At 70.1% G+C, this 12,321-nt stretch carries 9 protein-coding genes; 3 read left to right on the plus strand and 6 right to left on the minus strand.

The window, feature by feature from the left end:
* Nucleotides 1-3,483, minus strand: a 3,483-nt coding sequence (locus ED92_RS18435; RefSeq protein ID WP_037339602.1) for an Ig-like domain-containing protein, incomplete at its 3' end; no start/stop codon positions are given.
* Nucleotides 3,484-3,696: 213 nt separating this feature from the next.
* On the opposite strand from ED92_RS18435, the gene ED92_RS18440 reads away from it, so the two are divergent.
* Nucleotides 3,697-4,647 (plus strand): hypothetical protein, encoded by a 951-nt coding sequence (locus ED92_RS18440; RefSeq protein WP_235213313.1) that lies wholly within the window; start codon nt 3,697-3,699, stop codon nt 4,645-4,647.
* On the opposite strand, the gene ED92_RS18445 is transcribed toward ED92_RS18440, so the two are convergent.
* From ED92_RS18445 to ED92_RS18465, 5 genes are all read right to left on the minus strand, one after another.
* The gene (locus ED92_RS18445) at nt 4,634-5,488 is read right to left on the minus strand and encodes an alpha/beta fold hydrolase (RefSeq protein WP_037339604.1); all 855 of its coding nucleotides are present in this window, start codon (nt 5,486-5,488) and stop codon (nt 4,634-4,636) included. The two genes, ED92_RS18440 and ED92_RS18445, sit on opposite strands and share 14 nt — an antisense overlap.
* Entirely contained in the window at nt 5,485-7,188 is a 1,704-nt protein-coding gene (locus ED92_RS18450) for an ABC transporter ATP-binding protein (protein ID WP_037340354.1), read from the minus strand. The genes ED92_RS18445 and ED92_RS18450 overlap by 4 nt, the downstream gene beginning before the upstream one ends.
* The gene (locus ED92_RS18455) at nt 7,185-9,707 is read right to left on the minus strand and encodes an ABC transporter ATP-binding protein/permease (RefSeq protein WP_037339607.1); all 2,523 of its coding nucleotides are present in this window, start codon (nt 9,705-9,707) and stop codon (nt 7,185-7,187) included. Before ED92_RS18455 ends, ED92_RS18450 begins: the two co-directional genes overlap by 4 nt.
* Nucleotides 9,707-10,405 carry a TetR/AcrR family transcriptional regulator gene (locus tag ED92_RS18460; protein WP_037339609.1) on the minus strand — a complete coding sequence of 233 codons (699 nt, stop codon included), beginning with the start codon at nt 10,403-10,405 and terminating at the stop codon, nt 9,707-9,709. The genes ED92_RS18455 and ED92_RS18460 overlap by 1 nt, the downstream gene beginning before the upstream one ends.
* A gap of 281 nt (nt 10,406-10,686) precedes the next feature.
* Nucleotides 10,687-11,238, minus strand: coding sequence for a TetR/AcrR family transcriptional regulator (locus ED92_RS18465; RefSeq protein ID WP_037339612.1), 552 nt, complete (start codon nt 11,236-11,238; stop codon nt 10,687-10,689).
* Nucleotides 11,239-11,336: 98 nt separating this feature from the next.
* On the opposite strand from ED92_RS18465, the gene ED92_RS18470 reads away from it, so the two are divergent.
* Together ED92_RS18470 and ED92_RS41415 are read left to right on the plus strand one after the other, a co-directional pair.
* Entirely contained in the window at nt 11,337-11,849 is a 513-nt protein-coding gene (locus tag ED92_RS18470; RefSeq protein WP_037339615.1) for a carboxymuconolactone decarboxylase family protein, read from the plus strand.
* The coding region (locus ED92_RS41415; protein WP_052120674.1) for an HPP family protein at nt 11,846-12,321 on the plus strand (476 nt) is incomplete at its 3' end. The genes ED92_RS18470 and ED92_RS41415, both read left to right, overlap by 4 nt.

Raw genomic sequence — 12,321 nt, forward strand, 5'->3', positions numbered from 1 at the left:
GCACTTCGGATCCGTCGACCCCGGCGGGCAGTTCCCGCCCGGCGTCTCCGACGAGACCACGTTCTTCAGCAGGTTGTCACCCGGGTTGGGACTCTTCACCTTGACCGAGTAGGTCACCGTCGAGGTGGCACCGATTTCCAGATCGCCGGTCCAGGTCAGCTTCGGCGCCGCATACGTGACACCACCGATCGTCGCCGCACCGTCGTTCTGATAGTCCGCGTCGTCCAACACCTGCGTCAGGTCGTCAGTGAACGTCGCACCGGTCAGCTTGGTCTGCCCGGTGTTCTTCACGGTGACCGTGTACTTCACGACGTCGCCGGGATTAGCCGACTGCTTGTCCACGGACTTCTCGATCGTCAGCCCCGAAACCGGCGTGGTGGTCCCGCACTTCGGATCGGTCGAGCCCGGCGGACAGTTACCACCCGGAGTTTCCGAAGTGACCACATTGGACAGTTTCTTGTCACCTGGGTTCGGGTTCTTGACCTTCACCGTGTACGTGACCGTCGCCGTGGCGCCGATCTCCAGGTCACCGGTCCAGGTCAGCTTCGGCGCCGCATACGTGACACCACCGATGGTCGCGGCGCCGTCGTTCTGATAGTCAGCGTCGTCCAGCACCTGCGTCAGATCATCGGTGAACGTCGCGCCAGAGATCTTGGTCTGCCCCGTGTTCCGCACAGTCACCGTGTACTTCACCACGTCACCGGGGTTCGCGGACTGCTTGTCCACCGACTTCTCGATCAGCAACCCCGAAACCGGTGTCGTCGTGCCGCACTTCGGATCCGTCGACCCCGGCGGACAGTTACCGCCCGGCGTCTCCGACGACACCGCGTTCTTCAGCACGTCATCGCCCGGGTTCGGATTCTTCACCTTGACCGTGTACGTCACCGTGGACGTCTCGCCGACGCCGAGATCGCCGGTCCACGTCAGCTTCGGCGCCGCATACGTGACACCGCCAATGGTCGCGGCGCCGTCGTTCTGATAGTCAGCGTCGTCCAGCACCTGCGTCAGATCATCGGTGAACGTCGCACCCGAGATCTTGGTCTGCCCCGTGTTCCGCACCGTCACCGTGTACTTCACCACGTCACCAGGATTCGCGGACTGCTTGTCCACCGACTTCTCGATCAACAGCCCCGAGACCGGCGTCGTCGTCCCGCACTTCGGATCCGTCGAACCCGGCGGACAGTTACCACCCGGCGTCTCCGAGGTCACCACGTTCTTGAGCCGGTTGTCACCGGTGTTCGGGTTCTTCACCTTGACCGAGTAGGTGAACTCCGCGCTCTGCCCCGCGGCGAGCGTGCCGGTCCAGGTCAGCTTCGGTTCCGCATAGGACACCGAGCCGGGCGACGCGGTGGCGTCGTTCTGATAGACCGCGTCGTCCAGCACCCCGGTCAGATCGTCCACGACCTTGAGATCCGCCGCGGTCACCTTGCCGGTGTTGGCGACGACGACCTTGTAGCGCACGGTGTCGCCGGGGTCGGCGGACTCCTTGTCCGCGGTCTTGGTCACCGTGTACGACGGCGGCGGCACCTTGGTCTTCGCGCACGCGGCCGCGGGATCGTCCGGGCAGCGGTTGTCCGGCGGGACGACCGGCGGCGGTCCGGTCGGGACGTTCGCGCGGTTCACCAGTTCCTTGCCGATGGCGGCTTCCTCGACCTTCACGCGCACGGTCAGCGTGGCGGTCTCTCCGACCGTGAGACCGTTCACGGCCCAGTCGATCGGCCCGGTCCCGGACGCGGTGCCCTTCGACGGAGTGGACGACACGTAGGTCGTCCCCGGCGGCAAGGTGTCGCGCACCGTGAGCGCGGGCACGGGGATCACGCCGGTGTTCCGCAGCGTCACCCGGTAGGTCAGGGTTTCGCCGGGGACCGCCTCGGCGAGGTCGACCGTCTTCGTCAGCTGGTACCCGGGCGACGCGACCGTGTTCCGCACCGTGTTCGATGTGCGTTCCTGCGGCCGTCCGGTGTCCTCGCCGCGGAAGGTGAGCTTGCCGGTGTTGTCGAGTTTGGTGCCGTCCGGCACGTCGAGCCCGACCTTGACCTTGAAGGCGACCTTCTGTGACTGTCCCGGCCTCAGATTCCGGAGAGTGCACGTGACCACCTGCCCGGCGGCCGAACAGTCCGGATTGGACCCGGCCACGAACGTGACGCCGTCGGGCAGGGTGTCGGTGAGCACGACGTTCGTCGCGGTGTCGAGGTCGGTGGTGGAGCCGTCGGCGTGCCGGTTGGCGACGTCGAAGGTGTAGGTGACCTCCCCGCCCTTGGTGACGTAGCCCGGCGGATTGTCGTCGGTGTTGCCGACCGGGTCGTTGGCCTTGGTGATCTGCAGATCCGGTTCGAGCGCGTCGGTGACGAGCCAGATAGTCTGCGGGTACAGCGCGTCGCCGACGGTGCCGATCTTCACCTGGAGCGCGGTGGTCCCCGCGGGGACCTTGCCGGTGATGTCGATGCTGCGGGCGTCGTACCCGACGTTGTTCACCGGATTGGGATTCCGCGACGTGACGTTCGTGCCCGAACCGGTGGCTGTGACCCGGTCGATGCGGCTGCTGAAGGCGTTGTTGGTCGCCACCCCGCCGGGCGCGGGCATCGCGATCGTCTGCAGACTGGCGGCGTCCGGGCCGACCTGGAGGTAGTCGCCGGTGATGGGCGCGTCGCCGTCACCCGCGACGATGCCGAGTTCGACGTTGGGCTGACGCGAGGTCGGGGCCTTGATACCGCTCAGCGCGATGGTCGCCGAACTCGGCGTGCTGCCGCCCGCGACCACCTGCATCCCGTCCCAGACCTGCAGGTACCGCAGCGGCTCGCTGGGCAGTTCGTAGGCGACCACCAGCGACCAGCCACCCCAGCAGCCGAGGTTCGTCCGGCTGATCGACTGGCCCTGGCAGGCCTGGATGTCGGCGACCGTGTACTCCCCGGTGCCGGCGTTCGTGACGAGAGACGTGACGTCGGCCGCGCCGCCGTAGGCGTACAGCGTCGGGGACCCGCCCGTGGTGGTCGCGGGGAACCAGTCGTAGGTTTCGGCGGTGATCCGCTGATACGCGCCGGAGCCCGGGGTCTTGATGGAGACCTGGTTGCCCCGGCTGCCGTCACCGGAGGTCCCGCTGCTGGCGACCGGGTTGAACTGCCAGTACAGCCGGGCGTTGAGCACCTTCGCGCCGGCGGGCACGTTCAGGTTCGCGGCGGACGCGGTGTTACCGGGCGCGGCCGGGTCGGTCTTGATCCACGACACCGGGCTCGCGTTGCTCGCGGACTCGTTGCAGACGACGCCGACGCCGCACTGCACGACGGAGTTGGCGGCCATCGTGATACCGCCGTGCGCCAGCCCGGAGTACACCGGCTCCGGCCCGATCGGCCGCTCGATGCCCGCCCCGCGCGGCTGGACCTGCGCGCTCGCGGGCAGCGGGGCGCCCATCAGCAGGGCCACGACGACCACCGTGAGCAGTGCCACGCCCCGGCGCCACCGATTCCGCCCACGCCGTTCCGCCATGCCGCCTCCGCCTCACCCCTCGCTCCCGTCGGCCCAGGTCAGGACGGCGGGGACAGCGAGCCCAAGTGATGGTCATCCTGGGTCGGCAAGATCGTCGTCGGCAAGCGGGAGCAGCGGTGTCTCCTGGATAAAACCCATTGAGTGGCCCCGAAACCCCCGGACGGGTGATGAAACACCGTCCACAACGGACAAAGGCGAGGGTGGCGTTCCGGCGTGAAATCCGGCATCGTCGAACGCGTGATCGAAATTCCTTATCGCGGCTCCGGCCCCTATTGCTATACCCATTCCCTCGCGATGCTGCTCGGTGCCGAGGCGCCGGGACCCGACGTGCTCGAAACCGTGACCGGCAGCCCCTTCGGCATGCAGCTGGTCGGCGGAACACTGCCGTTTTTCGACGCCTTCGGCTGGGATCCCGATCTCGGCATCGGCGAGGCGCTCGACGCCCTCGGCTGGAGCGCGGAAACGACGAGCGAACCGGATCCGGACACCGCGTTCGCCCGGCTCGTCGAAAGCCTTTCCGACGGGCCGGTCCTGATCGGCCCGGTCGAAATGGGGCACCTGCGCCACCAGCCGGGAATGACCGGCCCGATCGGCGCGGACCATTTCCTGGTCGCGCTCGCCGCAGACGACGAGTCCGTCACCGCCCACGACCCGCAGGGATATCCGTACGCGCGGATCCCGCGGGCGGATTTCGCCGCCGCCTGGCTCGCCGAAACCGTCGCCTACGGCAAACCGCACACGATGCGGACGAATTTCGTACGGCACACCGTCGTCTCGGAAGAAGCCGCGATCGTCGCGGCACTCCCCCGGGCGATCAGGCGGCTCGGCGGCGAAACGGACACCGGACTCCCGCCCGGCACAGTGGGCAACGGCGACGCCGCCCTCGCGCTCGCCGCCCGGATCGAAGGAGGACCCGACCCGGAACTGCGTGGGCTGCTCGTCCATTTCGTGGTGCGCCTCGGCGCCCGGCGGACGAACGACGCCGCGACCTGCCTGCGCCGGGTCGGCCACGAAGCCGCGGCCGCCGTCCTCACCACGCAGGCGCGGCTGATCGGCTCCCTGCAGTACGACCTGGTCGTCGAGGACGACGCACGGGCCGCCGCGACCCTCCGGACGCTCGCCCCCACCTATGAAGACCTGCGGCGGGCGCTCACGTCATCCTGAGGATCTCGCGGACGATCACCTCGGGCTCGGTCTTCGGGACGTAGTGACCGGACCGCTCCGCGATCACGTGCCTGCCTGCGGACGAAAGGGTCACCCGATGGGCGTGGGACGCGTTCGCCCGCGCTCTCATCGCACCGGACATCCCGCCTCCGCCGAGGCCGCCGGACACGACCGTGAGCGGGATGTCCCCGAGCACCGGTGGGTCGTGCCGCCAAAGGGCCAGTTCGTCGAGGAAGGTGCGGGCCTGCTCCCGGTGGGTCCGTGTCGTCCCGACGGTGAACGCCTCTCGTTCGAGGTCGCGCCGGACGTCGTCCGGGATGTCTCGCAGCAGACCGCGGAAGACGACCTTGAGCAGGCCCAGCCACGCGAGCGCGGCGCTGACCCCGACCGCGACGCGTTCACCGGTGCGAAAGGCCCGGCCGAAGAGCACTTCGGCCGCTTCATCGGTCGGGTCGACCAGGACCAGCCCGGCTATCCGCTCCGGACGGCGGGCGGCGGCCTGCCGCACGATCGGCCCGCCCGCGCTGTGCCCGGCGAGGATGTACGGCCCCGGGCCGAAATGGTCGAGGACGTCGTTGAGGTCGTCGGCCATCCGGCGCAGCGTGCGGCCGCCGGGGTCGGGGGCGCTGCGGCCGAGCCCGGAGCGGTCGTAGGCGATCGCGCGGGTGTGGCGGCCGACCTCCGGCTGGACCGCCGCCCAGGACGACCGGGTGGCGGCCGCGCCCGCTTCGAACACGACCGTCGGCCCGGTGAAGCCCTCGGGTCCCGGGTGCACCATCGCGTAGAGCCGTCTGCCGTCACGGGTGACGACCCATTCGGGCTCGCCTTGGGTGTGGGTCATCCCGCCGTGATCCTCCAGCCGGTGGCGTCGAGCTGCCGCCGCCAGAACTCGGCGAAACGTCCTTGCGCCTCAAGGAGTTCTTCGACCGTGCCCGATTCGGCGATCCGTCCGTCCTCGAGGAAGAGCACCCGGTCGGCGTGCCGGATCCCGGCGATCCGGTGGGTGACGATCACCCGCGTCCTCGACACGGGATCGGCGCTGAGCGAGCGGACCACGGCGTCCTCGTTCTCGGTGTCCAGTGCGCTGGTCGCCTCGTCGACGAGCAGCACGGGCGCAGGTTTGAGCAACGCGCGGGCGATGGACACCCGCTGCCGCTCGCCGCCGGAGAGAGCGGTGCCCGCCTCGCCGACGGCCGTGTGTTCCAGCAGTTCGCCGACCCTGGCGAGCCTCACGACCTCGGCGACCCGCTCGTCGCTCGCCGAGGGATCCCCGGCGAGCACGTTGTCCCGCACCGATCCTTCGAAGAGATACGGCTGCTGGAAGACGAACGTGACGAGATCCCGGCGGAACTCCGCGACATCCTTGCCGTCGGCGAGCACTCGTCCGCTCGTGGGCCGGTGCAGACCGGCGAGCAGCGCGAGCACGGTGCTCTTGCCCGAGCCGGACGGCCCGACAATCGCGGTCGTCGTCCCCGGTTCCAGGGTGACGTCGAAGTCCTCCAGCACGTGCTCGGTGTCCGGCGAGTAGCGGAAACCGACCTTCTCGAACCGGATCTGCGGTGCTTTGGCCGGTGCGGCGGATTCCCCGGCCGGGGCCACGGGCGCGGTGAGGACGGTGCGGATGCGGCCGAGCGTGGTGGTGGCAGTTTCGATACCGGGCGCGAGATCCCCGAGCGCGGTGAACGGTTCGAAGTACCGGGCGATCACGACGATCAGCGCGACGGCCTCGGGCACGCTCAGCTCACCTCGTGTGGCGAGCAGGACCGTCGTCCCCGCGAGCAGGACCAGCGCCAGTTGACCGGCGACGCCGAACAGCATCTGCCCCGGGATCTGCAGGCGGAGCAACCGGACGGTCGCGCCGTGGTGCGCGGTGAGCGCGGCGCCGGCGTGACTGCGCGCGGGTTCGACGCGGCGGGCGGCCCGCAACGTCTGCTGGGTGCGGGCGAACTCGACGATCCGTTCGGTCAGCGTGGTGTTCGCCTCCGCCGTCGCCCGGTCGGCACGGCGGGTGATCCGGCCGGTCGCCCACAGCGCGCCCAGCAGCACCGGGACCCCGGCCAGCGCGGCGACACCGAGCGGCCAGGCGATCGGCAGCAGGGCCAGCGCGATCGCGATCGGCAGGAGGACCGCGCCGATGAGCGGGGTGAGCAGGTACCCGACCAGGCCGACGAGCTCGGGACCGGTGGCGGCGATGGCCTGCCGGGCGGTCTGGGTGTGTTCACCGTCCAACCAGGACAGCCGGACGTCCGTCAGCCGCTCGGCGACGTCGTGCTGGGCGTGGTCCAGCACCCCGAAGCCGAGCTCGAAGCCGAGCCGCCCCACGACGGCGTCGATCGCCCAGCCCGCCGCGGTGACGGCCGCGAGCGCGCCGAGCCAGGGCAGCGCGTCCGAAGGCTCCGCGCCGAACAAGGCACCCACCAACGGCACCAGCAGGACGACACCGGCGGCACGCAAGAGCACCGAAAGCACGGCTAGCACGACATAACGCCGGAAGGCCGAGCGTTTCGCCTCGGGGATCAGGCCCAGCAACGTGCGGATCACGCGGTCACCCCCGCACCGGCACCGGCCCGCCACAAGCGGGCGTAGCGCCCATCCGAGGCGAGAAGTGCTTCGTGGGTACCGCTTTCCGCGATCTGCCCACGGTCGAGGACGACGATGCGGTCGGCGCCGATGATCGTGTGCAGGCGATGGGCGATGACCAGGACGGTGCGGCCCGCGGTGAGCCGGTCGAGTGCTTGCTGCACGAGATACTCCGACTCGGGATCGGCGAAAGCGGTCGCCTCGTCGAGGACGAGGACAGGGGCGTCGGCGAGGATCGCGCGGGCGATGGCCACCCGTTGGCGTTCACCGCCGGACAGCTGGGAACCGGCGTCGAGGACGGTGTCGTATCCCTGGGGCAGCCGGAGGATCCGCTCGTGGATCTGCGCGTCCCGGGCCGCGGCGACGACCTGCTCTTCGGTGGCGTCCGGAACGGCGAGGGCGATGTTCTCCCGTACGGTCCCCTGGACGAGTTGCGGATCCTGGAGCACGAATCCGACGCGGCCGTAGAGTTCGTCGGCGGCGAACGCGCGGACGTCCCGGCCGCCGACCCGGATCGCTCCCTCGGTGACGTCGTGGAACCGCGCGACGAGGGCGGCGAGCGTCGACTTCCCCGCTCCCGACGGGCCGACCAGCGCGGTCACCGTGCCGGGACGCAAGGTCAGGGAAACGTTCTCCAGCACGGGAACGCCGGAGCGGTAGGCGAAGCCCACCCGGTCCAGTTCCACGGTGCCCGGCTCGACGGCGTCGCGGACTGCCAGCTCCACTGTGGACAGTTCCGGCTCGTCGAGCACGACCTGGATCCGGCGCGCGGCCAGCATTCCCTCGCGAACGCCGCCGAGACCGTAACCGATGCCCAGCAGCCGCGCGCCGAAAGTGGTGCCCAGCACCAGGAACGGGATCAGCGTCACCGGCTCCATACCGCCGCCGACCACCATCAGCGTGCCGGTGCCGGTGATCAGGAGCAGGAAGGTGGCGGGCCGGGTGGCGAAGTCCAGCATGGTCTTCTTGCCGGTGAACGGGCGCTGCCAGTCGCCGAGGAAACCGAGGTACTCGTCGAGCCGCCGCCGGAACGACGAAGCCGCGGCGCCGCCGAACACGCGGATCACCGGCTGCCCTTCCAGATACGCGCCCGCCTCGCCTGCCATCCGCTCCGCCCAGCGCATCGCCTGGCCGGTCTTGGGTCCCGATTGGACGACCATGATCGACGTGGTGACGAGGTAGACGAGGATCGGGACGAGCAGGACGAGGGCGAGCCGCCAGTCCACCGCGAACAGATACGCCAGTACGGCGACCGGCGCGACGACGGCCGCCACCGCGTCGGGGACGGCGTGCGTGAGAAGGTAGTGGAGCGAGAGGGTGTCGCCCTGCACGAGTTTCGCGACCGTGCCCGAACCCCGCGCGGTGAACCAGCCCAGCGGCAGGCGCGCGAGTTTGCCCAGCAGGCGCTGACGCAGGTCGCGGGCGAACCGCGCGTCGGCCGCGTGCAGCCAGAGCACGACCGCGGACTCCAGCAGGGTGCCGACGCCGAGCAGGACCAGCGCCGAGACACCGAGCGCCCACAACGATTCGCCGCCCGCGAGCATCCGCCGGACCAGTTCCACCAGCAGGACGAAGGGAGCGAGACCGATCAGCGTCACGAAGGCCTGCAGGATCCCGGCGAAGATCAGCGTCCGCCGCACCGGCGCGAGCAGCCGTCCGGCCGCCTGTGCCCGCCATGCCCCCTTCGGCGCCGCTGCGACGGGCTTCGGGACTTCGGCGGCCGTCTCTTCCTTTTCCCCGCGGAAAGCACCCATGGCCCGGCCGTAGTACCAATACGCGCGGCCGTGCACCTCGGACTTGGGGAAGCCGAACGCCTCACGCAAACGCGTCTTCAGGTGTTTGAACGAACCGGCTTCCGTCGCGATCCACGCCTGCCAGTCCGACCAGTCGCGCGTCTCGATCGCCGCGGCCAGCGACGTCGCGTCCAGGCGCGGCACCCAGTGCACGGTCAGCCGCGGGTGTCCGCCCAGCGGGATCAGCCGGTCGGTCTCGTCGTGCTCTTCGAGGTACAGCTCGATCGGGACGTCGGCCGGGATCACTTCGAGGATCGCGTTGATCGCCGGGATCGAGGCGGAGTCGCCGATCAGCAGGTAACCGGCGGGAGGTTCGGCGGGGACCGAGAAGGACGAGGAACCCAGTGACATCACCGGAACCTTCGCGCCCGGGCGCGCGTCACGCAGCCAGCGCGACGCCGGACCGGCGGGCTCGTGCAGGACGACGTCGATCGCGAACGTGCCGGCTTCCGGGTCGGCCTCGGTGAGCGTGTACGCGCGCTGGAACTCCGTCGGGCCGCCTTCCGGATCGGGGAACCAGAACCGGAGCCAGGCCGCCGGCTCCACGACGACGTCCTCGAACAACGTCGGTGAAACGAACCGCACCCGCACGAATTTCGGCGTGATCTCTTCCGTCTCGACGACGGTCGCTTCGTGGTCTCTGGCCCCGAAACCGCGCATCACCGCGCCCTGGAATCCGCGCGCCATCACAACCCCTCCCCCGTGGCGGCCAGATCGGCCACCATCTCGGCGACCGGCCTGCCCGGCGGGCAGGACCCGATCAGCCCACGGATCGACGCGGTCAGCAGCAGCCGCACGTACTCGGGCCGCGGCACCTGCGGCAACGCGGCGGATGGTGCGGCGAGCCGGTCGTCACGGGACAACCGGTCGCGGACCGCCTCCCGCTCGCGGTCCAGCCCGTCGCCGTCGGCCTCCTCGGCGGCCGCGCTGTTCTCCTCGGACGCGGTCATCGCGATGGTCATCGAAGCGACCGCGCCGCTGAGCACGATCGCCGCGCCGGGCTCGTAACCCCGGCGGACGAGGGCCTCGACCTCGATGTTCAGCAGGCGCTGACCGCCGTCCCCGCGCGGAAACAGCAGCTGCAGATAGCCGGCGAGGCCCGGGTGCTCCAGCATGAACGCCCGCATTTGCAGGGCGAAGGACAACAGGTGTCGTTCGAGGTCGTGCCGCGGCTCGTCCCGGAGCTGCAGCTCGGCCAGGATGCTCTCGCCGACCAGCCGCTCCAACCCCCAGCGGCTCTCGACGTGGCGATAGAGGGCGGTCGCGGTCACCCCCAGCCGGACCGCGACCGCCTTGACACTGAGCCCGCGCATCCCGAGCTCGCGACCGGCCCGCACGATGTCGTCCACCGCGACCATGGCCGGGCGGCCACCGATGTTCGGCATGTCGCCCCCTTGGGAAAGTTATAGGGGGAAACTAAGGGTGGGCTTACCTAATGTCAAGGGTGGCTTTGTGTTGGGGACAGTGGGCCGCGGCCGACTCGGTGGGCGCTCGGTGATCGAGGCTCCCAATGTGGCATTGGGGACACTCGACGGCCCCAATGCCACATTGGGCGCACTGAGCTGCGACTTGCCCGGTCCGACGGGGATCCGTTTGCCACATCGGGCGTGGTGTCGCCAAATACCGGCAAGAGCCCAAGCACGGAACTCCAAACCGCACCAAGCGTTCAGCGCAGCAAAGCGGCAGCGATCGCCTTACCCCGAGCAGCCGCATCCGGCGCGTTCTCGCGCACCGCGGTCACGATCGCACCGTCCACGATCAGAACGAGCTGCGCGGCGAGTTCCCCCACATCGGCCCGGCCCGCGTCGGCGAGCAGACCGGCCAGATACTCGGTCAGCGCCGCCTTGTGCTCGGCCGCGACGGCGTGCACGGGGCTCGCCGGATCCGCCGTCTCCACCATGGTGTTGATGAAGGCGCAGCCGCGGAAGTCCTTGCGGGAGAAGCGTTCCAAGAGGGCGTCGAAAACCGCCAGGATCCGATCCTCCGGAGCGAGACGGTAGCCGTCGACCGTGCTGGAGAGCCAGTGCCGCCAGGTGCGGTCCCGTTCCCGCAGCACCGCTTCGACCAGCGCGTCCTTGCTCGGGAAATGCCGATAGAGCGACGCCTTGCCGACGCCGGACTCCTCGAGGATGCGATCGATGCCGACCGCGCGGATGCCTTCGGCGTAGAACAGCTCTTCGGCCGTGCTCAGCAGCCGCTCGCGCGCTCGGGTTCCCACGGGCGAAACAGTACCACTCTGTACCGAATTGGTTGACCGCAGACGGTACAGATCTGTACCGTCCAACTCGGAACAGACCTGTACCGTTTGGAGCGATCGTGCCCCGCATCCCCCAGCTCACCGAGCATCCGTTGCTGACCGACGTCCGTGCCCAGCTCGGCCGGGTGCCCAACCTCTATGCCGCGATGGCCAACGGCCCGGCGGCGCTGAGCGGCTATCTCGCGTTGCGCGACGCCCTTACACGCGGCGAACTGACCGCACGCGAGCGCGAGTTGCTCGCGCTGTTCACCGCACAGCGCAACGAATGCGGCTACTGCCTCGCCGCGCACACCTTCCGCGGCGAGAAGATGCGCATCCCCGCCGAGGAACTGGACAAGGCCCGCGAGGCGGAAAGCCCCGACCCGCACACCCGCGCGGTGCTCCGGCTGGCCGATGCCGTCATGGCCCACCGCGGCCGCGTCCCCGACGAGCAGCTGGCCGAGGCCCGCGCCGACGGCGTCACCGACGCGCAGGTCGCCGAGGTGGTCGCGCATATCGCGCTCAACGTGCTGTCCAACTACTTCAACCACGTGGCCGAGCCCGACCTCGACTTTCCCGAGGTGTCCCAGTGAGACACGCGTCGCCGATCCTGCTGACCGCGGCGGGCGCGGGCGGGGTGGCCGCCGCGGGGATGGGCTCCGGTGTCGGGCCGGCGGCGTCGGCACCGCTCGCCGCCAGCCTCGCCCTGGTGCTGGCCAACCCGGCGCTCCCCTCCGCCCGGCCGGTCGCGGTTTTCGGCGGCCACGCGCTCGCCGTGGTGGCCGGGGTCCTCGCCGCGTTCGCGCTGCCGCCCGGACCGGTGGCCGTCGCGGTCGCGGCGGCCACCGGATTCGGCGCCATGCTGCTCTTCCGGGTGGTGCATCCGCCCGCCGTCGCCTCCGGCTGCCTGATGGTCCTGCAGCCGTGGCCCACCGGGGTGTTCCTGATCGGTGCGGCGGCCGCACTGGCCGTCGCGTTGCTCCTGTACGCCAGGTTCAGCCGTGACATCGGCGGGGCGCCGGCAGCGGCCCCCCCGCGGGTCCCTCCCCCCCCCCCGCCGGGGGT

Origin of the sequence: Amycolatopsis sp. MJM2582 (genome assembly GCF_000754115.1) — a bacterium.
GTDB classification, from domain to species: Bacteria; Actinomycetota; Actinomycetes; order Mycobacteriales; family Pseudonocardiaceae; genus Amycolatopsis; species Amycolatopsis japonica.

Bases quoted from the DNA above. Each gene is read 5' to 3' on its own strand.
- ED92_RS18460 (WP_037339609.1), bottom strand. From the start codon at position 10,405: ATGCCGAACATCGGTGGCCGCCCGGCCATGGTCGCGGTGGACGACATC.
- ED92_RS18445 (WP_037339604.1), bottom strand. From the start codon at position 5,488: ATGACCCACACCCAAGGCGAGCCCGAATGGGTCGTCACCCGTGACGGC.
- ED92_RS18455 (WP_037339607.1), bottom strand. From the start codon at position 9,707: ATGGCGCGCGGATTCCAGGGCGCGGTGATGCGCGGTTTCGGGGCCAGA.